Genomic DNA, 22,236 nt, shown 5'->3' with positions numbered 1-22,236 from the left:
CCCGTGCGCACTGCCGCGCCGATCGCGCCGGAAGCCTTCAACATGTGTCAGCTTCCGAAGGAGAGAAGCTGGGCCGGCCTTTGCCTTCGCTCCTGACCTGTGGCGGGCCATATAACCTATATGGTTCGTTTTGTCAAGGCGAAGTTCCCGTTACTGACGTTTCGTAACAACACTAAGGCCCCCGCCTTCGCGGGGGCGCAGGTGTCCGGTTCGGAACGTCGGATGTGCAAAAAGGGGGCGGTCCTTTTGGGACCGCCCCATTCCTGTGCCGGGAGGGGTTTCCGGCAGGTCAGGGCATCGGCACTCCGCGGCAGGGGGAGTGCGGGGCCGACGCCGAGAGGATCAGAGAAGTTTCCAGGTGACGGGCACGATGACAGACGTTGCGCCACCCGGTGGGGGCGGGACCGACCCGGCGCGAACCGGCATGGCCAGCGCTTCCTTGTCGAGTGTCGACGAGCCTGAAGGGGCGACAAGTTCGGTGCGCTCGATCGCGCCACCAGCGCCAACATAAACCTTAACGCGAGCGGTGCCTTCTTCGCCGCGCATCTGGGCGGTGCGGGGGTAGGTCTGCTTCGAGCCGATGATGCGGGCAACCTGCTTCTGCCAATCGGCGGACTGGGCAAAGGTGGGCGTTGCGGTGAGCGCGAGAGCGGCGACGCCATAGGCGATATTTGCGATACGTTTCATGAGGGTATCCTTTGTTCGGTGGGTAATGGAAGGTGTGCGGGGAGGGGGGTCAGAATTCCGACCAGTCGTCTTCGCTCGGCTTGAGTGCGGTGTTGCCAACGACGGGGGCGGGGCGCATCGGCGGGGCAGCAAGAGGTGCGGAAACGACGGCAGGAGTGGCGGGAATCCGGCCGACAATCGGTTCAGCCGGCGGAAGCGGCGCAGGGCTGGCGCGATGGTGCGTGCTTGCACGGCCAAGGCGGAAGCGGGCAAGCTGTTCGACCAGCGCCAAGGTTTCCGCCGAAAGGTTGCGTGTGCCGGCAGAGCTTTCTTCCACCATCGCGGCGTTCTGCTGCGTGAAGGAATCCATCGATCCGACCATGCCGGAGATTTCGGCAATGCCAGCGGCTTGCTGTCCGGCCGCCTCGGCAATGGCATCGACCAGTTCGGACACGGCGCTGACTTCGGTGACGATCTGGCGCAGAGCCTCACCGCTGGATTCGACGAGGGCGACGCCGCCGCTGACTTCTTCGGTGCTTTTGCCGATCAGATCGCGGATGGATTTGGCAGCATCGGCGCTGCGCTGGGCGAGGGCGCGCACTTCGGTGGCGACAACGGCAAAGCCCTTGCCTGCATCGCCTGCGCGGGCGGCTTCGACGCCTGCGTTGAGTGCGAGGAGGTTTGTCTGGAAGGCGATGCCATCGATCACGCCGACGATTTCGGCCATTTCGCGCGAGCTGGCTTCGATGCTGCGCATGGCGGCTACGGCCCGGTTGGCGGTATCGCCCACGCCATCGGCGGTGGTGCGTGCGTTGGACAGGCGCGCGCTGGTCTGGCGCGCATTTTCTGCCGTGGTTTTTACCGATGTGGTAAATTCGCTGAGCGTGAGCGACGTTTCTGCAAGCGAGGTGGCCTGCTGTTCGGTGCGCATGGCCAGATCGTTCGAGGCGCTGGCGATTTCGTTGGTGCCCAGCTTGATCGTGTTGCAGCCATCGACGATTTTCGACAGCACACTTTCGAGCGAGGCGACGGCGGCGTTGTAATCGACGTGGAGCTTGGCCAGTGCGCCGCTGCCATTCTCGGCCACGCGGAAGGTAAGGTTGCCTTCGGCCAGCGCGGTGAGGCCATCGCCGATAGCATCGATGGTAACCTGCGTTTCACGGGCACGCGCGGCTTCGGTAGCAGCGCGGGCGTGATCGGAGGCAAACACGTCGCGGAACCGATCGAGCGCGCGGGCAAGCTGGCCCAGTTCGTCGGTCCGGGCAAGGCCGGGGACGTTCACGGCGTGATCGCCATCGACAAGCCGGGATACGGCGTCGGACATTTTCACCACGGGACGCGCGATGCTGCGGATCAGCAGGGCCAGCATGACCAGCGCGGCAAGCAGCGTAAGGCCCAGCGCGGCGAACGTGAACTTGCGCGCCGATGCGCCGATGCCTTCGGCGCGGTTCGCAACAGCGTCGGCCGCTTTCTTGTTGGCATCGATGGCCGTCAGGATCGTGTCTTCGAGTGTATAGAAGGCATCGAGCCCTTCGCTTGCGAACATGGCCTGAGCGCCTGCAGAGTCGCCCGAAAGCGCCATCGATTGCAGCGTTTCATCTTGCGCCGTCAGCGCGGCCCACGCTTGCTTCATGGCCTCTACGCCGCTTTTCTGTTCGGGCGTGGTGGCGAGCTTTTCGTAATCGGCAAGCCCGCCGTCGATGGCGCTGCGGGCGTTGCGCAGCATCTTCTGGCTGCGCGCCATCGCATCGGGCGAAGGGGCGGAAACCAGTTCGCCCTGCTTCAGGCGATATTGCGAGGTGAAGGCGTGGATATCGCCCAGCGTTTCGGCACCCGGTATCCATACTGTGCGCTGTTCGGCGGCGATGGCGCTGACCTGGCCGATCTTCGATACGGCGAAGAGGCCCATTGCGGCCGTGGCGGCCAGCATAATCGCGAAGGCGGCGATGAATTTGGCAGTGATATTGAACTTGAGCATCTTGGTCCCCGCAAAGGCACTCGGCATGAAGCCCGGTGCTAGTGCGGCAAGTGCAAGGTTCGGTAAGGGATGCGGCCCGTATTGCTGCGCAGAGGCGGGTAAGGATTTTGATCAGAGAGGTTGCGATTGCGGCACGGTGGGGCGGGTTTGGGCCTGCGGATGTGCGGCGTGGCATGGTTAACATCGCAGCGCCCCCGCGCAGGCGGGGGCCTCAGCCGTTTTGCGCCAGCGTTCTGTAACAACACCAAGGCCCCCGCTTTCGCGGGGGCGCTGTCGTTATTTTGAGGGTTTCCTTAATCGGCCCAGTAGAGGCGCATTGGGTTATCAATCAGCAACTTGCGCTGCAATTCTTCGGTGGGTGCAATGCGGGGGATCATATCGACGAGGTGGCCATCGTCGGGCACTTCGGTGTCCATGTTGGGGTGTGGCCAATCGGTGCCCCAGAGCACGCGGTCCTGATAATCGGCCACCAGCGGGGCGACCGCATCGGCAAAAGCGTTCCACGGATCGCCTGCGCCGCCTTCCTTGATCGCATCGAGACGGTCAGGGCAGGTGGCCTTGAACCAGATGTCGTCGCGGCTGTTCAGGAAATTGCGGAAGGCTTTCATGTCGGCGCCATCCGGCCCTTGGCGCACATCGGGGCGGCCCATGTGGTCGATTACGAGGGGGACGGGGATAGCGTCCATGAATGGGCGGAGTTCCTCAAGGATGTCGGCTTCGAAGTAGATCACGACGTGCCAGCCCTTGGGCAGGCGCTGCGCGATTTCGAGGAATTTGTCCTTGGGCGCGTCGTCCACCAGGCGTTTCAGGAAATTGAAGCGGATGCCGCGAATGCCGCCTTCGTGCATGGCGTGAAGGTCTGCTTCGGAGATCGCGGGATCGACCACGGCGACGCCGCGTGCCTTGCCGTTGGATTTGGCAATAGCATCAAGCGTTGCGGCGTTGTCGGTGCCGTGGCAGCTTGCCTGTACGATCACGTTCTTGTCAAAACCGAGGTGGTCGCGCAGCGCGAAGAGCATGTCCGGCCCGGCGTCTTGCGGAAGATACTTGGCCTTGGCGCTGAAGGGGAACTGCGCCATCGGGCCGAAGACGTGGCAATGCGCGTCGACCGCACCTGCGGGCGGGGTGTAGCGCGGCTTGGACGGGTTGGCGTGCCAGCTGATGATGCGGTTCTGGTCGGTCATGATCGTGCTTTCCTAACCTTCGTCATCCCCGCGCAGGCGGGGATCCAGTGAATTTGACGCTGCGCTTGCCACACTGGATTCCCGCCTGCGCGGGAATGACGACGTGAGGCAAGGCGGGCCTTGTATTCAGCCAAACACCACCCCATCCATCAGCTTGCGCGCGGTGCGCAGCAGGGCGGCGGTGCGGACTTCGCCTGCGTCGTCGACTTCCAGAACGCAGCTCATTTCGCCGGTGGGGTGTTCCACCGAGAGCAGCTTGCGGCTGCCTTCGGGGATTTGCGCCACTGCCGCAGCGGGGGAGCCGGGGATGAGGCAGGCGGTGGCCACACTGACTGCGCCCAGGACGCCGATGGTTGCGTGGGCACGGTGGGGGATGAAGCTGCGCACGGTCACCGCGCCGCCATTCTTGGGCGGGGCGACGAGCATCATCTTGGGGACGGACTTCTCCTTCACGTCGCCCAGATTCATGCGTTCGCCAACGGCGAGGCGGATGGCCTCGATCTTTGCCTTGAGGTCGGTTGCAGCGTCGAGCCAGTCGCGGTCTTCATAGCCGGTGATGCCTAGGTCTTCGGCTTTCATCACCACGCAGGGCATACCGTTGTCGATCAGGGTCACTGCCACGCCGTTCACCACATCCACCGCGTTGCCTGTGGGCAGCAGCGCGCCGCAGGAGGAACCGGCGGTGTCGCGGAATTCCAAGGGGACGGGAGCGTGGGAGCCGGGGACGCCATCGATCTTTGCATCGCCTTTGTAGGTCACTTGACCGCCAGGCGTTGAGACGGTGGCGACGGCGACTTGCCCGGTGTTCTCCATGAAGATCGCAACGCGGGTTTCATCGCCGGTTGCGGAGACAAGGCCGCGCTCGATGGCGAAGGGGCCGACGCCGGCAAGGATGTTGCCGCAGTTCTGCGCATCCGTCACGATGGCCTGATCGACGAAGACCTGCAGGAACAGGTAATCGACGTCGATGCCTTCGCGGGTGGATTTGGAGACGACCGCGACCTTGCTGGTCAGCGGGTCCGCACCGCCCATGCCGTCGATCTGGACGGGATCGGGGCTGCCCATCATGGCGAGGAGGAAGGCATCGCGGGCGGCGGTGTTAGCGGGCAAGTCATCCTTCAGGAAGTAACCGCCCTTGGACGTGCCGCCGCGCATCCACATGCAGCGGATGGCGCCGTCAGACATACTTCAGGCCTTCCTTTTCGAGCCGTTCGCGCATCTTGTACATGTCGAGGCCGAGTACGCCTGCAGCCAGCTTCTCGCGCTTTTCGCCTTCGTTGGCTTCGCGGGCCTGCGCGGCCTTCAGGACTTCGGCGGCCTTTTCGCGCGGGACGACGCAGACGCCGTCATCATCGGCCACGATCACATCGCCGGGGTTGACCAGCGCATTGGCGCAGACGACCGGGACGTTGACGCTGCCGAGCGTGTTCTTGACGGTGCCCTGCGCATAGATCGCCTTGGACCATACGGGGAAGTTCATTTCCGTCAGGTCACGCACATCGCGCACGCCCGCGTCGATCACCAGGCCCCGGCAGCCGCGCGCTTGAGCGCTGGTGGCGAGGAGGTCACCGAAATAGCCGTCTTCGCATGGGGACGTGGGGGCGAGCAGCAGGATGTCTCCGGCCTGCAATTGTTCGATGGCGACATGGACCATCCAGTTGTCACCCGGTGCGGCGCTGATCGTGACGGCGGAGCCTGCAATGCGGGCACCGCGATAGATGGGGCGCATGTAGCTGGCGAGCAGGCCGGTGCGGCCCTGCGCTTCATGCACGGTGGCAACGCCGCAGGCGGCAAGACCGTCGATCACGGCTGGATCGGCACGTTCGATGTTCTGGACGACGATACCCGACATTTCCGGCTCCCAATGAAACTCTTCGCGGCGTTCCATGCGACTGCGGGGCGCTGGCCACCAATGCAATGTTTGGCACGAGGCATAAGGAAATGCTAAGCGAGTGATCATGGCAAGCAGCGCGATCAATATCCGCCACATATCAGCCTTTGCCGCCACAGTGCGCCACGGCAGCGTGACGCGGGCGGCGCGGGCGGTGAACCTGACGCAGCCTGCGCTGACGCAGGCTATCGCGCGGCTGGAAGCGGACCTTGGTTGCGCCCTGTTTCAACGTGGACCTGTGGGCATGACGCCGACCGAACCGGCCCTGCTGCTAGCCCCGCGCGCAGAAGCGGCGATTGCGCATGTCGGATCGCCAAGAGTGACGGGCACGCAAGTGCGGGCGTTCCTCGCGCTGGCACGGGCGGGCAGTTATGCCGTGGCGGCAGATGCAACGGGTCTTTCATCGGCATCGTTGCACCGGGCGGTGGCAGACCTTTCGGTGGCGCTGGGGCAGCGACTCGTTGATCGGCGCGGGCGCTCTGTGATGCTGACGCCTGCGGGGGAGCGGCGCGCGCGCGGGTTTGGTCTGGCGATGGCGGAACTGCGCAGTGGCCTTGCCGAAGTTGCGGCGTGGCAGGGCAAGGCGGCGGGGCGGCTTGTGGTGGGGGCAATGCCCCTGAGCAGGGCGCGGTGGTTGCCAGAAACGATCCTGCGCTTTGCCGCGCGTCATCCGGGGGTGGATGTGGCGGTGGTCGAAGGAAGTCATGCCGAGCTTTCCGGGCCGTTGCGCGATGGCGAAGTGGATCTGATGCTGGGCGCGCTTCGCGAGGCTGCCGCGCTGGACGATCTGGCGCAGGAAGCGGTGTTCGAAGACAGTCCGGCGCTGGTCATGCGCGCCGGGCATCCGCTGTTGACAGGCGCGGCGGACGGGGCGGCCTTGGCAGGTTATCCGTGGATACTCCCCGCCAGTGACACGCCGCTGCGACATTATTGGGAAAGCATGATGCGCGCCGCCGGGGCCGAGCCGCCGCATGTGGGAATCGAGTGCGGATCGGTGCTGACGGTGCGGCAATTGCTGCTGGGGTCCGATGCGCTGACGCTGCTTTCCCCGGCGCAATTGGCGGTGGAATTGCAGGCCGGCGTGCTGGCCACGCTGCCGCCGCCAGTGCCGGTAATGCGGACCATCGGCATCACCACGCGCGAGGGCTGGCGACCGACCGCGCCGCAGGCGGCTTTCGTGGCGTTGCTGCGTGAGGTTGCGGTGGAAGGCTTTGCATAAATTTATAGCTTGGGCGATGTTTGCATTTGTTACTCTGGCCTGCTCGACGCAGGACCGGCGCTATGGAGAGCGTTATTGCCCTGATCGGCTTCGGTGAGGCCGGGTCTACTTTTGCCAAGGCTGCCGGGTGGGAATCCGCCGCGCTGGCCTTTGACCTGAATCCTGCGCGTCGCAGCGTGATGGAAGAGGCGGGCGTTGTAGCTTGCGCTACCGCCGAATGCGCGCTTTCGGATGCCGATATGGTGCTGTCGCTGGTCACTGCCGATTCCGCGCTGCCCGCCGCGCAGGACTATGCCGCGCTGCTGAAACCGCAGGCGATCTGGTGCGACATGAACTCGGTCGCGCCCGACACCAAGCGCGCGGCGGCTAAGGCGATTACAGCGGTAGGCGGGCGTTATGTCGATGTGGCGGTGCTGGCGCCGGTCCACCCCGCGCGGATGAACGTGCCGCTGCTGATATCCGGGGAACATGCGGCTGAAGCAGAAACGTTGTTGCGCGCTGCCGGTTTCACCAAGACCCGCGTGGTGGGCGACGAGATTGGCCGCGCCAGTGCAATCAAGATGATCCGTTCGATCATGGTCAAAGGCGTGGAAGCGCTGACCGCCGAGATGATGCTGGCTGCGACCAAGGCTGGTGTGGTGGACGAAGTTTTGTCCTCGCTCGACGCCAGCGAAAAGGGCGATAGCTGGTTCACCCGCGCCGAATACAACGTGGAGCGGATGACCACGCATGGCCTGCGCCGCGCGGCGGAAATGGAAGAATCCGCCAAGACGCTGGAAGGCTTGGGCATCGAACCGGTGATGACCAGTGGCACCGTGAAGCGCCAGCGCGACATGGCCGGCAAGACCATTAAATTCAACATCGAGAGGACCGAAGTCGCATGACCATGATCATCGACTGCCACGGCCATTACACTGTGCTGCCAAAGGCGCACGACGAATGGCGTGAAAAGCAGAAGGCCGCGTTCAAGGCCGGGACCGAATGCCCGGCCTATCCCGACATCTCGGACGACGAGATCCGCGAAACGATCGAATCGAACCAGCTTCGCCTGCTGAAAGAGCGTGGCGCGGACATGACGATCTTTTCGCCCCGCGCCAGCGCGATGGCCCCGCACGTGGGCGATCAGTCGGTCGCGGTGAAGTGGGCGCAGGTCTGCAACGATCTGATCGCGCGCGTGGTCGGTCTCTATCCCGAAACCTTTGCGGGTGTGTGCATGTTGCCGCAGTCGCCCGAAGCGGACATGTCGTCCTCGATCCGCGAGCTGGAACGCTGCGTAAACGACCTCGGCTTCATCGGCTGCAACCTCAACCCCGATCCGGGCGGCGGCCACTTCAAGCATCCGCCGCTGACGGACGAGTTCTGGTTCCCGTTCTACGAGAAGATGTGCGAGCTGGACGTTCCGGCGATGATCCACGTTTCGGGTTCATGCAACCCGGCGATGCACGCAACCGGCGGGTACTACATCGCGGCGGACACCATTGCGTTCATGCAGTTGCTGGAAGGCGACTTGTTCAGCAAGTTCCCCACGTTGCGCTTCATCATTCCGCATGGCGGCGGCGCAGTGCCCTACCACTGGGGGCGCTATCGCGGTTTGGCCGACATGCTGAAAAAGCCCGGTCTTGATACGCACCTGATGAACAACGTGTTCTTCGACACTTGCGTCTATCACCAGCCGGGGATCAACCTGCTGGCCGACGTGATCGAGAACAAGAACATCCTGTTCGGTTCGGAAATGGTCGGCGCGGTGCGCGGCATCGATCCCACCACCGGCTTCTATTTTGACGACACCAAGCGTTATGTCGATGCGCTCGACATCACGGACGCGGAACGCCACGCGATTTTCGAGGGCAACGCGCGCCGCGTGTTCCCGCGCCTCGACGCCAAGCTGAAGGAGAGGGGCCTGTGACCGAAGCAACGCCCAAGCAGAACATCCACGAATACCTTGCCGAACTGGACGATATTCCCGGCACCCGCGTCTATACCGCCGCGCGCGCCCGCAAGGGATACTGGATCAACCAGTTCGCGATGAGCCTGATGAAGGCGGAAAACCGCGAACGGTTCAAGGCCGATGAACGCGCCTATCTGGACGAATGGAAGATCAGCGAAGACGCCAAGCAGGCTCTGCTGGCACGCGATTACAACACGCTGCTGGATCTGGGCGGCAACGTCTATTTCCTGTCAAAGCTGTTCTCGTCCGACGGGCTGCCGTTCGCCGAAGCGGTCAGCACTATGACCGACATGACCTGGCCGGAATACCGCCAGATGATGCTGGATGGCGGCCGTTCGCCCATCGGCAATCGCTCGATCAAGGGAGGCTATTGATATGGCCAAGATTACCGCTGGCGTAGGCTCCAGCCACGTTCCGCTGCTGGGTGTCGCTGTCGATCAGGGCAAGTGGCAGGACGATTATTTCGGCCCGATCTTCAAGGGTTACGAATGGACCCGCGAATGGGAAAAAGAGGAAAAGCCCGATGTGGTGATCCTGGTCTATAACGACCACGCATCGGCGTTCGATGCGAACATCATCCCGACTTTCGCAATCGGCTGCGGCGAACACTACAAGAGCGCCGACGAAGGCTGGGGGCCGCGCCCTGTGCCCGACGTGGAAGGCCACGCCGACCTTGCCTGGCACATTGCGCAGAGCCTGATCCTTGATGATTTCGACATGACCATCATCAACGAGATGGACGTGGACCACGGGCTGACGGTGCCGCTTTCGATGATGTTCGGCCAGCCTGAAAAGTGGCCGGTCAAGGTCGTGCCGCTGGCGGTGAATGTCGTGACTTATCCGGTGCCATCGGGCAACCGCTGCTGGGCGCTGGGCGAGGCGATTGCCCGCGCGGTGGAAAGCTTCCCCGAAGACCTCAACGTGCAGATCTGGGGCACCGGCGGCATGAGCCACCAGTTGCAGGGGCCGCGTGCAGGGTTGCTCAACCGCGAGTGGGACAACAAGTTCCTCGACCTGCTGGAATCGGACAATGACGATGTGCGCCACATCCAGCATATCGAATATCTGCGCGAGACCGGCAGCGAAGGCATCGAAATGGTGATGTGGCTGATCATGCGCGGCGCGCTGGGCAAGACGGTCAAGCGTCTCAACCGCCACTACCACATTCCGTGCAGCAACACGGCGATCGGGCATATCGTGCTCGAACCCGCAGACTGATCTACAGGAGCAATCCCATGCGTATCGCATTGGCCGGGGCTGGCGCCTTCGGTGAAAAGCATCTCGACGGCCTGAAGAACATCGACGGCGTCGAAATCACCTCGATCATCAGCCGCACTGGCGAACAGGCCGCTGCCGTGGCCGCAAAGTATGGCGCGAAGCATTCGTCCACCGAACTGGAAGACGCGCTGGCGCGCGACGACGTGGACGCCGTGATCCTGTGCACGCCCACGCAGATGCACGCTTCGCAGGCCATCGCCTGCATGAAGGCGGGCAAGCACGTTCAGGTGGAGATCCCCCTGGCCGATAGCTGGGCGGATTCTCAGGAAGTGCTGCGCGTGCAGGAAGAGACCGGCAAAGTCTGCATGGTTGGCCACACCCGCCGCTTCAACCCCAGCCACCAGTTCGTGCACAACCGGATCAAGGCAGGCGAGTTCAACGTCCAGCAGATGGACGTGCAGACCTACTTCTTCCGCCGCAAGAACATCAACGCCAAGGGCGAAGCGCGTTCGTGGACCGATCACCTGCTGTGGCACCACGCCGCGCACACGGTTGACCTGTTCGCCTATCAGGCGGGCAAGATCGTGAAGGCCAATGCTGTTGAAGGCCCGATCCACCCGGAACTGGGCATTGCGATGGACATGTCGATCCAGTTGAAGAGTGAAAGCGGCGCGATCTGCACGCTGTCGCTGTCGTTCAACAACGATGGGCCGCTGGGCACGTTCTTTCGCTATATCGGCGATACCGCGACCTATATCGCCCGCTATGACGATCTGGTGAACGGCAAGGAAGAGCCGATCGACGTGTCGAAGGTGGACGTTTCGATGAACGGCATCGAACTGCAGGACCGCGAATTCATCGCCGCGATCCGCGAATGCCGCGAACCCAACAGCTCGGTGCAGAAGGTGTTCGACTGCTACCGCGTGCTGGGCGAACTGGAAACCCAATTGGCCAAGGGCTGATACCACAGCGCATTGCCGCCAAATTCAAGGCCCCGGATATCCGCTGTGATGTCCGGGGCCTTGCCTGTTATGGGAACCGGCACGGCGCGAAACGGGTTGGACGTGAAACCGGCCACGAAGAGGTGAACCCATGCAAGCGAACGGGCTTGGCACTGTTATCCTGACCCGAACGCCACGGCAGGACGCCGACCTGTTCGTCCGTCATCTGGGCTTTGCCGCCTGCGCCGAACTGGACTGGTTTGTCAGCCTTCAGCATCCCGGTATTCCGGGCTTCTTCCTCGATCTGCTAGATGCCGATCATCCCTCTGCGCCTGAGGCACAGCGAGGGCGGGCGGCGGATGCGGTGATGATTGCCTTGCTTGTGGACGATGCTGAAGGGGAAGCAGCGCGGCTGGGCGGGGCGGGCGTTGCCCTGATCAAACCGCTGGTGGACGAGCCTTGGGGCCAGCGCCGCTTCCAGATTGCGGGACCAGCGGGGACGGTGATCGAGATCGTGCAGCGTATCGCGCCCGACCCCGCATGGCTTGCCGCGAATAGGGGGTGAGCGCATTGTAGGCCCTGCGGAAATTCTAACCATTGTTATGATGTGCGCGCCGCTGTAGCGTGCTTTCCCGACGCGACGATTGCTTAAGTCAACCGCGCGAGGAGAGCATGATGGAAGCGCTGATCGCCTATTCGGGGCGCAAGTTCGCCCGCCCGATTTATTACGCCAATGCGCATGAAAAGGACGAGGTGGATATTGCGCCCGTCTCCATGCCCATGCACGATGCGCGGGTGGCAGGCACGACGATTGACCGCGAAGGCTTTCAGATCATTGCGCACAAAAGCGCCGTGACCGACTTTGCCGACCGCGAGCAGGTGTCCCGCATCCACTGCCATGAGGTTGAGGAACTGGTGCAGGCGCAGACCGGGGCGGATTTCGTCCACGTTGGCGCGCCGGGGTTGCTGCGCTTTTCGGAAAGGAGCGGCAAGGCCGGGAGCCTCAACAATTCGATGCCCGCGCGCTTTGCCCATATCGACATTTCCGACCTGACAGCGGAGCAATTCGCCACGCGCGGCGCGAACGGGCGGCCTTTCCTGCGTTGCGCCGCCTACAACGTATGGCGCGCCATATCGCCGCCGCCGCAGGACGTGCCGCTGGCGTTCTGCGATGCGCGCAGCATCGCGCCCGCCGATCTGATAGAAGCGACGGCGGTGTTCGATGAACCGGGCAAGCCCGAATGGTCGTTCGAAGGGTTGGTGGTGGCGCACAACCCGGCGCACCGCTGGCACTGGTTCCCCGATATGCGCATCGATGAAGCCGTGCTGTTCAAGACCAACGACAGCGACCCGACCCGCGCCCATCACGTCCCGCACGTGGCGTTTGATCTGCCAAATTGCCCCGCCGATGCGCCCCCGCGCGTCAGCATCGAAATGCGCGCGACGGCTTATTGGTGGGCTTGATCCGGGCCGCGAATACGCTACACATACCGTAACAAATGATAGGGTTAGGGTTTGGTGATGGGCGTGTATCCGCAGACGATCTATTTCATGGGCGCGAATGAGCCGGTCGGGCAGGAAGTGGACTTGCGCGGGCTGAAAGTGGAAGGCGATCTGCCCGCAGAAGTGCGCGGCAGCTTCTATCGCGCCGTACCCGATCCCGCGTTTCCGCCGATGTTCGAAACCGACCACACGCTGTCGGGAGATGGCATGATCAGCCGCCTGTCCTTCAACGATGATGGCACCGCGGATTTCCTGCTGAAGTTCGTCGAAACCGCCCGCTACAAGGCGGAAAAGGCCGCTGGAAAGGCGCTGTTCGGCAAGTATCGCAACCCGTTCACCGATGATGCCTCAGTGCAGGGCGTGGACCGCACCGTGGCCAACACCACGCCGGTCTGGCACGCGGGCCGGATGCTGATGGCCAAGGAAGATGGCCGCCCCTATCGCGTCGATCCCAGGACGCTGGATACCATCGGGTCGTATGATTTCGGCGGCGCGCTGAAGAGCGAAACGATGACCGCGCATGTGCGGATCGATGCCGAAACGGGCGAACTGTTCTTCTACGGCTACGAGGCCGATGGGCAGGCTTCCACCAAGGTCGCCTATTGCGTGGTCGGGCCGGATGGCGCGCTGAAAAGCGAACAGTGGTTCGACGCGCCCTATTGCGCGATGATGCACGATTTCACGATCAGCAAGAACTACGCGCTGTTCCCGATCTATCCGACGACGGCAGACCTTGACCGGTTGAAAGCAGGCGGCGAGCATTGGCATCATGAGCCTGAACTGGAATCATGGCTGGGCGTGATGCCGCGCTACGGCGACGTTAGTGAGATCAAGTGGTTCAAGGGGCCGAAGGGCTGCCATTCCTATCACATGATGAATGCGTGGGAGGATGCCGATGGTATGCTCCACTTCGATGCCTGCCTGAACAATACCAACGCCTTTGCCTTCATCCGCGAACCTTCCGGCATCCAGATGGGGCCGCAGGATGTGGTCGGCGCGTTGACCCGCTGGACGGTCGATCCGAAGGCTGATGGCGGCGAAGTGACGGAAACCATCATCGGCCCGCCCGGTGATTTCCCGGTGATCCCGGCGAAGCTGCAGGGCCGACCTTACAAGACCGGCTTCATGCTTTCGATGAACCCGCAATTGCAAGGGCCGCCGCTGTTCGCAGGGCCGGTGGGCGTCAGCTTCAACATGCTGCTGCGGTTGGACGGGATGGACACGCCTGCGCCGCAAGTGACGAATGCGCTCGCCCTGCCGCCGATGGCCGGGTTCAACGAGCCGGTGCATGTGCCCGCCGCTGATCCCGCAAAGGAGGGCTGGCTGGTGTTCATCATGGATCAGCAGATTGGCGACAACCAGTTCGTGCATGAAGCATGGGTGGTGGATGCCGGGAACATTGCGGCAGGCGCCGTGGCCAAGGTCCACATCCCTGCGCGGTTGCGCCCGCAAGTGCACGGCTGGTGGGTGCCGCAGGCACAGTTGGACGCGCTTTGACTATGGCGAAGATCGTTATCACAGGGGCTTCGGGCAACTATGGCCGGGGCGTGACCGACAGGCTTTTGGCGATGGGACGGGCGCAAGACCTGATCCTGATTACCCGCAAGCCGGAGAAACTGGCAGACCGCGCCGCGCAGGGATGCACCGTGCGCTATGGCGATTTCGACAAGCCGGAAACCTTGGCCGCAGCCGTGCAGGGCGCTGACAAGATGCTGCTGATCTCCGGCACCCGCGTCGGCGCGAGGGTGGTTCAGCACAAGGCGGCAATCGATGCGGCTGCTGCAGGTGGCGTGAAGCACATCGTCTACACCAGCTTCATCGGCATAGACGACCCCGCCAACCCCGCCGAGGTGCGGCACGATCATATCGAAACCGAAGCCCTGATGAAGGCCAGCGGCTGTGCGTGGACGATGCTGCGCGATGCCCATTATGCCGATGCGATGATCCTGATGGCCGGCCCCGGCGTGATGCAGAGCGGCAAGTGGTTCTCCAACGCCGGGCAGGGCCGCGAGGCGATGGTCTGGCGAGATGACTGCATCGAAAGCGCCGTCGCCGTGCTGACTGGCGAGGGACACGAAAACCAGACCTACAACATCACCGGCCCCGAACTGCAGACCTTCGAAGAGGTTTGTGCGATTATGGCTGAGGTTGCGGGTCGCCCGGTGGAATACGTCTCGCTGGATGACGAAGGCCAATACGCGATGTTCGACGCAATGGGCATCCCCCGTCGCCCGGTGGACGACAGCGAAGTGAATGGCATTCCCTGGAACAGCGACGATATGGTGACCTTCGGCCAGGCCATCCGCGAAGGGTTTCTGGAACTCTGCAGCGATGATGTGGAGCGCCTGACCGGCCGCAAGGCGCGCTCGGTCCGCCAGATGATCGAGGAAAACGCAGAGATGCTGCGAGGGGCGTGAGTTTCTCCCCCTCCTCTTGCACGGAGGGGGCCGGGGGGTGGTGCTGTTCCGGCACCGTCGCCCCGTATCGCCACCACCCCCAACCCCCTCCTCTGAAGAGGAAGGGGCTAAGGATCACCCCACAACGTCGTCCCGGGCTTGACCCGGGACCCCGCTTTTCTTCGTGCGGTTTGCGCAAAATCGCGAGGCAGCAAAAGCACAGCGGGACCCCGGGGCAAGCCCGGGGAGACGGCAGGTTTTGGGATTTGTCTGAAACTGACGGAACGGCGTGAAATGGGTGGGGAGCGGACGAGCAGTCTCGCGTTGCAGGCTTGAGGAAGAAGTATAGACTGCCCTACGAACAGGTGATGAACATGCTCCAGAAATTCAGCGGCGCGCTTGTTGTGATTGTTGGCGTTGTGTCATGCTTCACCGCCAGCGCTCAGGAGACACCGCCCGAGGCCTATATCGATCCAGTTGATAGACAGGTTGCTGAAAGCGGCGAAGGTATTGCGGGCAGACCTTACCCATGCGCGGTGGAAGAGATGGAAGACGGCGACGCTGTCATCTCTTTCTTACCAATCGACGAATGCGTCAAAATGCTACCGGCAGAAGAATGGCATGGGCTGTGGCGCAACGATTTCGAGGGCTCGCAGTTCTGCGCGAGGCCTGCCGAAATGTGTCACTTCGACTCGGTGGAAGATCGAGTGTGGTTGGAAACCCGGTTAATGCAGGGCGAGGTTGGCGCCCTTTACGAAGTCCGATTTATCGGCAGGAGGACGATGTTCAAAGGAAGTTACGGCCACATGGGAGCATCGGCTCATTTGATTGTAGTAGATCGGCCCATTTCAATGAAGATGGTCGAGGCACCGCCTCCGCCGATGTCAAAAGCGGAAGCAGACGCGGAGTGGGACCGATGCGAAAGAGCCGGAAACTGCATTTCCATTAAAGAATTGAAGCGATTGCATCCCGCATTAGACTTCTCTGGAACGACAGCAAACAGGTGATGCCGCCGCAAGCGGATGTACGTAGTGTGGTCGTAACCGGAACGGAAGCTTTCAGCCTCAACAAAGCCAAAAGCCGCCGCCCCAAACCCTCACAAATTCGCCTGATACAACGCCAGCATCCGCCCCCAAGCCCTGTCGGCCTGCACCTTGTCATAAACCGGCGCGTCCAGCGTGCACCAGCCGTGCTGGGCGGGATAAACCTCGATCTCCGCAGGGCGTCCCGCAGCATCTGCCGCAGCGCGGAACTTCACCTTGTCGTCCGGTGCGCGTTCGTCGTCGTTCTGGGCGATGGCGATGAGGTAGGCGGCTTTGGTCTTGGCCAGCAGGTTGTTCGGGCTTTCGGGCGTATCGCCGACAAGGCCGCCGCCGTGGAACGAGGCTGCCGCGCCCACGCGGTCAGGATTGGCGAAGGCGGTGCGCACGGTGAAGGGGCCGCCCATGCAATAGCCGCACGAACCGATCTTCTTCTTGGTGTCGACCTCTGCCTGCATGTCGAGCCATTTCACGAAGGCCGCAGCGTCTGACACCGTACCCGCAGGCGTGATCGCGGCGATCATGGGCTTCAGCTTTTCCTGCCCCGGCGGCGTGCGCCATTCCATCAGCGAGCCGAGGATCGGGGCGGGGCTGGAGCGGTAATACTGGTTCACCACCAGCACGGCATAACCCGCTTCGGCAAGCTGGGTGCCCATCGTCTTGTAGGCATCGCGCAGGCCCGCAATGTCGGGCCACATGATAACGGCGGCGTGCTTGCCCTTGGCAGGATGGACGAAGAAGGCATCGGCCTTGCCATCGGGCGTGTCGATGATGACAGTGCGGCTCTTGGTTTTGCCGTCAGTTGCCGTAGTGGCGCAGCCGGGCAGGGCTGCCAGCGCGGCGGCGCCCGCGCCTACGCTGGCGAACTGGCGCCTGCTGAACCAGAGGGCGTTTTCCTGCTCGGTGATTTCGTCGCACATGGGGCACCTCGTCGCGTTGTCCGTCCGCGCGGCACGATAGCGGGGCGGCGGAGTGCTGCAAGCGCCTTGGTGCGTGCCTTTCAGGTCAGATCATCCAGCCGGATAATCTGCCCCGCTTCCGCCGCCTTCATCGCCTCACGCCGCAGCCGTTCGATGTGCAAACGCTCCGGCGGCGCTTCCTCCTGCGGCAGCGCGGCCACCGACTTTTCGTAGATCTCGCGGAAGTCGTCCTGAAATTCCGGGTGCGTCAGGATCAGGCCATCGTTGCGGGCCATGCCGCGAAAGACCTTTTGGCCCACTTCATACGGGTCCATCCCCGCTTCGAACGCGCTGCCGAACTGTTCAAGCTCGCTGCGGTCAGCCGGGGCAAAGCCGCTTTGCGCGAAGTCGTCGGGCCGCTTGAGCGCCGAATCCCACGCATTGGTGCGCGTCAGTGCCGGGCAGCACAGTGAACAGCCGATGTCGTGCGGGGCAAGGTTGTAGCGCAGCGAGTCGGTCAGCCCGCGCACGGCAAATTTGCTGGCGGTATAAATCCCCGCTTGCGGCCCCGGCAGAAACGCCGCCATCGACGCCACGTTCACCACATGGCGCAATCCGCTTGCCGCCTTGATCTTCGGCAGGAAGCTGACCACACCGTTGACCACGCCGCCAAAGTTCACGCCCATGATCCAGTCGTAGTCGGCATAGCTGGCCTCGTCGGTCGGGCCGAACACGCTGACGCCTGCGTTGTTCACCAGCACATGCACCGCGCCGAAGTGCGATTCGACCTGCTCTGCCGCAGCGGCAAAGGCGGCGCGATCGGTCACGTCGAGCTTTACGAACAGCGGCGCTTCGCGGCCATTGGCGGCAAACCATTCGGCTGTTTGCACGCGGTGATCCTCGTTGCGATAGCTCAGCGCCACCCGCAGCCCGGCATCGCTCAGCGCCTGCGCCACGCCCAGTCCGATCCCGGTGACGCCGCCGGTGACGAAGGCCACCTGTCCTTTCCAGCCCATCATTTTTCCTCTCGCAATCATTCTCTCAATTGTTAGTATCACATACAAATTATAGAATTGGGAGAGTCGAAATGAGCAGCCCGGAGTCCTCTACAGAATCCCGCTTGGCCGCGCTCGAAGCGCGTGTGACCGAACTGGAAGACCTGAACGCGATTCGCCGCCTGCAATGGGCCTATGGCTATTACATCGATTACAACCGGCCCGAAGAAGTGGCGGGTCTGTTCGCCAAGGACGGCGCGGTCGTTTTCCTTTCTGGCGAATACGTCGGCTACGAAGGGGTGATGCGGCTTTACGGCACGTGGTTCCAGAACCTGTTCACCGGTGGCCGTCGCGGGCCGGTGCATGGGCTGCTGCTCGACCATTTCCAGTTGCAGGACGTGATCACCATCGCGCCCGATGGGCAGACCGCCAAGGGCCGCTTTCGGGGCATCCTCGCGGGGGGCTGGCATGACGATATCCTGAAGGACAAGCCCGAAGGAATGCCGCAGCAATTCTGGGAAAGCGGCATGTATGAGAATGACTATGTGAAGGAAGACGACGTCTGGAAGATTCAGCGGCTGGACTACATGATGCAGTGGCAGGCCGATTACGAAACCGGCTGGTCAAAGACCGTTGCGCATCTTCAGCCCGCCGCGCAGTGCTTCCCGGAAAACCCCATCGGCCCGGACCGCATCCTGCCCGATACGCAAGTGCGCCAGACCTGGCCGCACCGCGCCGAAGTGCCGATGAGCTTTGCACATCCGGTGCTGGCCCACAGCTTTGCCGTGGGGGATTTCACCAAGCTGCAGAAGAAGTGGCCCTGAGCCTTGTTACCCGCCCCAGCGTCCGATCCGGGCGAGCACCGCTGCCGCCACGCGGCGGAAGGCATCGCGATCACGCTGGGGCACGCCCTTGAAAAGGTCTGCGCCGACGCGCTCCATCGCGGGCAAGGTCTGGTCGAACAGGGCTTGGCCTGCATCGGTCAACCGCACCGGCTTGCGCCTGCGGTTGGTCTGGTTCTTTCCCGGCTCCACAAGGCCGCGTGCGCTGAGGGCAGCAATCGCGCGGCTTACGTTCATCGGCGGCACGCCCATGATTTCCGAAAGGTCATGTCCGGCCAGCTCGCCCTCGCCGCCCAACGCCAGCACGATGCGCAGGTCGGTGGTGGTCAGCCCCAGCGGGTCGGCCACGCCTTCGCGCATCGGGGTGCCGATGAAAGTGCCAAGCTTCAAAAGATCGATCAGCAAGCCCACGTTGCCATCGAAGTCGGAGCTTGCAGAAGCGTTCGTGATCGCGGGGTCAACAGTCATCGGGCCAGTCTATCGCTGCGTTGGCGCGGCGGGGCAAGTGCCCAACTGTGGGAAATCTGCATCACTTTCAACACCTCACAACAAGCGCAAATGTTAGACTTGCAATGCGCTAATTAGTATGTCTTACTAACAAACATCAGCTGGTTCCGAAGAGGACCATTCAGGAGAGGGGCTATGGCCAAATCAACACGTACCACGTCACACGTGCGCCTTCTTGCCGCAGGAAGCCTTGCTGCGCTAACACTTTCCATCGCCATGCCGGCGGTCGCGCAGGATGCGCAGGCTGAATCCACCACGCCAGAATCATCGCGCGAGATCGTCGTCACTGCGCAATTCCGCGAACAGCGCCTGCAGGACACGCCGCTTTCGATCACGGCGGTCGATGCCACGCTGCTGGCCTCGCGCAACCAGACCGATATCGCGCAGATCGCACAGCAGGCTCCCAACGTGCAGCTTAACGCGATGGGCGGTGCCTATGGCTCCTCGCTCGGCGCGGCGATCCGCGGCGTTGGCCAGTTCGACTTCAACCCCGCGTATGAACCCGGCGTCGGCCTCTATGTCGACGATGTCTACTACGCCACGCTGACCGGCTCGATTTTCGACCTGCTTGATCTGGAGCGCGTAGAAGTGCTGCGCGGCCCGCAGGGCACGCTCACGGGCCGCAATGCCATCGGCGGCGCGATCAAGCTGTTTTCGAAGAAGCCGACCGACGAAAACACCGGCATGGTCGAAGCGGTCTACGGCAGCCGCAACCGCGTGGATATCCGTGGCAGCGCCAACTTCGTGCTGACCGATGATCTCTTTGCCCGCGTTTCAGGCGTTTACAAGCGCCAGAATGGCTACGTCGATCAGCTCGACTATGGCTGCGCCAACCCCGGCAACCCGCAGGGCATCACTGCGCGTCCCAGCTCCGGGCAGGATTGCGTGATCGATAAGCTGGGCGAAAAGGGCTATGCAGGCCTGCGCGGCTCGCTGCGCTATAATCCCAGCGACAATTTCGATCTGGTCATCATTGGTGACTACACGCACGAAGAGCGCACCAACGCCGCAGAAGTGATCTCGCTGATCAATCCTGCGCGCATCACTCCGGCATATGCCTGCGGTCGCTTCTGCACTTACGCGAACTTCTATGCGCCAGCTGGCGGTTTCGTTGGGCAGGGCTATGACATGCCCAACCGGCTGACGTTCGATGGCTATGGCTTCTCCGCCAACATGACGGTCGGCCTCAGCGATTCGCTCAATGTCCAGTCGATCACCGCCTATCGCAACTATCGCCAGAAGTGGGGCACTGACGACGATTTCACCCCCGATCTCGCCATTGCTGGCCAAGGCTACAACGATCTGAAATTCTGGTTCTTCAGCCAGGAACTGCGCCTGAACGGCAAGCTGGGTGACAATATCGACTTCACTCTGGGCGGCTTCTACTCCGATCAGCGTTCGGTCTATTTCACCCGTCAGGACATTCGCTACATCGCGCCCGGCCTGAACTTCCAGTTCCTCGGCAACGATCCGGTCAATGCTGACAGCAAGGCCGTGTTCGGCACTGTCATCGCCCGTCCCATCGAAGGCATGACGCTGACCGGCGGCCTGCGCTACACCGAAGAAAGCAAGGACTACACGTTCGTTCGCAAGAACTACGATGGTACCCGCTCGATCTTCCTCGGCGCGCTGGATGGCGTAACCGCAACCTACAAGGGTGACAAGGTCGACTGGCGCATCTCGGCAGACTACCGCTTCAGCCCGGAAGTGCTGGCCTATGTCACCGTGGGCACCGGCTTTAAGGGCGGCGGTGTGACCGCTCGTCCGTTCGACGCCGCACAGGCGCTGAACGGCAGCTTCGATCCCGAGACTGTGACCGCCTATGAAGCAGGCCTCAAGACCGACCTGTTTGATCGCAAGCTGCGCCTGAACATTGCGGGCTTCATCAACGACTACAACGATATCCAGCTTCCGCTGATCTCGTGTGCGTCGCTGGGCTCGAACGCGCCATGCGGCGCGCGTCAGAACGCAGGCAACGGCCAGATCAAGGGCTTCGAGGTTGAGTTCCAGGCCTCGCCGATCCCCGGGCTCGATATCGACGGCTCGGTCAGCCATCTGACCGGCGAATACAAGAACATCGACCCGCGCGTGGGCAACGCAATCCTGCTCAGCGATCCGATCGTGACGCCGAACTGGAAGTGGAGCGCTGGCATCCAGTATCGCGCCGAACTCGGCGATGCCGGATCGCTTACCCCGCGCTTTGACTATGCCCACACCGGGCGCCTCAGCGCAGGCCGCATCGCTGCGGGTTTGCCGATCGAATACTTCAACGCTTACGACATCGCCAACGCCCGTCTGACGTGGCGCAATGCGGAAGAAGACCTGTCGATCTCGCTCGAAGTGCAGAACGTGTTCGACGAGTACTATACGCCCTTCCGCTTTGCGGCGGTCTATTCGTTCACCGGCACCGCCTACAGCCAGGTGGGTCGTCCGCGCGAATGGGCAGTCACGGTGCAAAAGCGCTTCTGATCCTTGCAAGGTTCATGAGGGAACGGGGGCGGTCGGTAACGGCCGCCCCTTTTTCTATTGGCGCAAATAATATCAAATGTTAGCGTTGTGCCTGCGAGCCGAATCCGGCCGCGTGGGGAGAGAGTGCTTGTTGAGCCGCACGGATTACGACCGCTATGTCGCCGCGTTCAACGCGAAGGATTATGATGCGGTGGCCGATTTCTATGTCGATCCGCCGCTGATGACCTTCTTTGGCGTCGAAATCCGTTCGCGGCAGGCGCTGAAGGATTTCTACGCTTTCCTGCACGATCACGTGAAGGAAAGTGTGCGCGTGCTGAACTTTGCCGCCTCTGAAACGCTCACCGCCATCGATGCCGTGATCCGGGTTGAGGGCGTCAAGGCGCTCACCCGCGAAGCGCTTGATGCGCGGGGTCTGCATGGCTTCTTCCCGATTGCGGTGGGCGAGGTGCAGGAAATGCGGCAATTCATATTCTATACGATCAAGGACAGCCTGATCGAGCGCGTCGAATGCGCGCTGGCTCCCCAACATCCGGCGTGAGA

Annotated in this window: 22 protein-coding genes; 14 read left to right on the top strand and 8 right to left on the bottom strand. The window is 62.6% G+C overall.

The features are described 5' to 3' along the window. Nucleotides 1-342: 342 nt before the first annotated feature. The 5 genes from HGI47_RS17345 to ligK all read right to left on the bottom strand — a co-directional run bounded on the left by HGI47_RS17345 (nucleotide 343) and on the right by ligK (nucleotide 5,680). Nucleotides 343-687 (bottom strand): energy transducer TonB, encoded by a 345-nt coding sequence (locus HGI47_RS17345; protein WP_168854031.1) that lies wholly within the window; start codon nucleotides 685-687, stop codon nucleotides 343-345. Nucleotides 688-736: 49 nt separating this feature from the next. Further along, on the bottom strand, nucleotides 737-2,644 hold the full coding sequence (locus HGI47_RS17340) for a methyl-accepting chemotaxis protein (RefSeq protein ID WP_168854042.1): 1,908 nt from the start codon (nucleotides 2,642-2,644) through the stop codon (nucleotides 737-739). 293 nt (nucleotides 2,645-2,937) lie between these two features. Further along, a complete protein-coding gene (locus HGI47_RS17335) occupies nucleotides 2,938-3,828 on the bottom strand; it encodes an amidohydrolase family protein (RefSeq protein ID WP_168854030.1) in 891 nt (296 codons plus the stop codon). 126 nt (nucleotides 3,829-3,954) lie between these two features. Next, nucleotides 3,955-5,013, bottom strand: a complete 1,059-nt coding sequence (locus tag HGI47_RS17330) for a 4-oxalomesaconate tautomerase (protein ID WP_168854029.1) — start codon at nucleotides 5,011-5,013, stop codon at nucleotides 3,955-3,957. Beyond that, nucleotides 5,006-5,680 (bottom strand): 4-carboxy-4-hydroxy-2-oxoadipate aldolase/oxaloacetate decarboxylase, encoded by a 675-nt coding sequence (gene ligK / locus HGI47_RS17325; protein ID WP_168854041.1) that lies wholly within the window; start codon nucleotides 5,678-5,680, stop codon nucleotides 5,006-5,008. Before ligK ends, HGI47_RS17330 begins: the two co-directional genes overlap by 8 nt. 106 nt (nucleotides 5,681-5,786) lie before the next feature. Here ligK and HGI47_RS17320 point away from each other — a divergent pair, with 106 nt between their 5' ends. From HGI47_RS17320 to HGI47_RS17270, 11 genes are all read left to right on the top strand, one after another. Next, nucleotides 5,787-6,938, top strand: a complete 1,152-nt coding sequence (locus tag HGI47_RS17320) for a LysR family transcriptional regulator (protein ID WP_168854028.1) — start codon at nucleotides 5,787-5,789, stop codon at nucleotides 6,936-6,938. Between the two features lie 62 nt (nucleotides 6,939-7,000). Further along, a complete protein-coding gene (locus HGI47_RS17315) occupies nucleotides 7,001-7,822 on the top strand; it encodes an NAD(P)-dependent oxidoreductase (protein WP_168854027.1) in 822 nt (273 codons plus the stop codon). After that, the gene (locus tag HGI47_RS17310; protein WP_168854026.1) at nucleotides 7,819-8,844 is read left to right on the top strand and encodes an amidohydrolase family protein; all 1,026 of its coding nucleotides are present in this window, start codon (nucleotides 7,819-7,821) and stop codon (nucleotides 8,842-8,844) included. Before HGI47_RS17315 ends, HGI47_RS17310 begins: the two co-directional genes overlap by 4 nt. Beyond that, a complete protein-coding gene (gene ligA / locus HGI47_RS17305) occupies nucleotides 8,841-9,260 on the top strand; it encodes a protocatechuate 4,5-dioxygenase subunit alpha (protein ID WP_168854025.1) in 420 nt (139 codons plus the stop codon). The genes HGI47_RS17310 and ligA overlap by 4 nt, the downstream gene beginning before the upstream one ends. A 1-nt stretch (nucleotide 9,261) precedes the next feature. Next, nucleotides 9,262-10,104 (top strand): class III extradiol dioxygenase subunit beta, encoded by an 843-nt coding sequence (locus HGI47_RS17300; protein WP_168854024.1) that lies wholly within the window; start codon nucleotides 9,262-9,264, stop codon nucleotides 10,102-10,104. Between the two features lie 17 nt (nucleotides 10,105-10,121). Then, nucleotides 10,122-11,066 (top strand): Gfo/Idh/MocA family oxidoreductase, encoded by a 945-nt coding sequence (locus HGI47_RS17295; protein WP_168854023.1) that lies wholly within the window; start codon nucleotides 10,122-10,124, stop codon nucleotides 11,064-11,066. Nucleotides 11,067-11,196: 130 nt separating this feature from the next. Next, nucleotides 11,197-11,610 (top strand): VOC family protein, encoded by a 414-nt coding sequence (locus HGI47_RS17290; protein ID WP_168854022.1) that lies wholly within the window; start codon nucleotides 11,197-11,199, stop codon nucleotides 11,608-11,610. 110 nt (nucleotides 11,611-11,720) lie between these two features. Next, on the top strand, nucleotides 11,721-12,509 hold the full coding sequence (locus tag HGI47_RS17285) for a CmcJ/NvfI family oxidoreductase (protein WP_168854021.1): 789 nt from the start codon (nucleotides 11,721-11,723) through the stop codon (nucleotides 12,507-12,509). Nucleotides 12,510-12,566: 57 nt separating this feature from the next. Further along, entirely contained in the window at nucleotides 12,567-14,045 is a 1,479-nt protein-coding gene (locus HGI47_RS17280) for a carotenoid oxygenase family protein (RefSeq protein WP_168854020.1), read from the top strand. Between the two features lie 2 nt (nucleotides 14,046-14,047). Next, a complete protein-coding gene (locus tag HGI47_RS17275; RefSeq protein ID WP_168854019.1) occupies nucleotides 14,048-14,965 on the top strand; it encodes an SDR family oxidoreductase in 918 nt (305 codons plus the stop codon). Between the two features lie 347 nt (nucleotides 14,966-15,312). Continuing rightward, nucleotides 15,313-15,951: a hypothetical protein gene (locus HGI47_RS17270; RefSeq protein WP_168854018.1), complete on the top strand. Its 639-nt coding sequence runs from the start codon at nucleotides 15,313-15,315 to the stop codon at nucleotides 15,949-15,951. 89 nt (nucleotides 15,952-16,040) lie between these two features. Here the strand turns inward: HGI47_RS17270 and HGI47_RS17265 are convergent, their stop codons facing one another. Continuing rightward, on the bottom strand, nucleotides 16,041-16,904 hold the full coding sequence (locus HGI47_RS17265) for a dienelactone hydrolase family protein (protein ID WP_168854017.1): 864 nt from the start codon (nucleotides 16,902-16,904) through the stop codon (nucleotides 16,041-16,043). Nucleotides 16,905-16,984: 80 nt separating this feature from the next. Beyond that, nucleotides 16,985-17,902, bottom strand: a complete 918-nt coding sequence (locus HGI47_RS17260; protein WP_240950258.1) for an SDR family oxidoreductase — start codon at nucleotides 17,900-17,902, stop codon at nucleotides 16,985-16,987. Between the two features lie 68 nt (nucleotides 17,903-17,970). Between HGI47_RS17260 and HGI47_RS17255 the strand changes: the two genes are divergently transcribed. Beyond that, nucleotides 17,971-18,702: a nuclear transport factor 2 family protein gene (locus HGI47_RS17255; RefSeq protein WP_168854016.1), complete on the top strand. Its 732-nt coding sequence runs from the start codon at nucleotides 17,971-17,973 to the stop codon at nucleotides 18,700-18,702. 6 nt (nucleotides 18,703-18,708) lie between these two features. Here the strand turns inward: HGI47_RS17255 and HGI47_RS17250 are convergent, their stop codons facing one another. Continuing rightward, nucleotides 18,709-19,188, bottom strand: a complete 480-nt coding sequence (locus HGI47_RS17250) for a MarR family winged helix-turn-helix transcriptional regulator (RefSeq protein ID WP_168854015.1) — start codon at nucleotides 19,186-19,188, stop codon at nucleotides 18,709-18,711. Nucleotides 19,189-19,362: 174 nt separating this feature from the next. Here HGI47_RS17250 and HGI47_RS17245 point away from each other — a divergent pair, with 174 nt between their 5' ends. After that, entirely contained in the window at nucleotides 19,363-21,696 is a 2,334-nt protein-coding gene (locus tag HGI47_RS17245; RefSeq protein ID WP_168854014.1) for a TonB-dependent receptor, read from the top strand. 130 nt (nucleotides 21,697-21,826) lie between these two features. After that, nucleotides 21,827-22,234: a ketosteroid isomerase family protein gene (locus HGI47_RS17240; RefSeq protein WP_168854013.1), complete on the top strand. Its 408-nt coding sequence runs from the start codon at nucleotides 21,827-21,829 to the stop codon at nucleotides 22,232-22,234. Nucleotides 22,235-22,236 lie beyond the last annotated feature (2 nt).

This window comes from Novosphingobium sp. ERN07 (genome assembly GCF_012641335.1).
Lineage (GTDB): Bacteria > Pseudomonadota > Alphaproteobacteria > Sphingomonadales > Sphingomonadaceae > Novosphingobium.
Note: the sequence above shows the minus strand (reverse complement) of the source record. Positions and strands in the feature narration are given on the sequence as shown.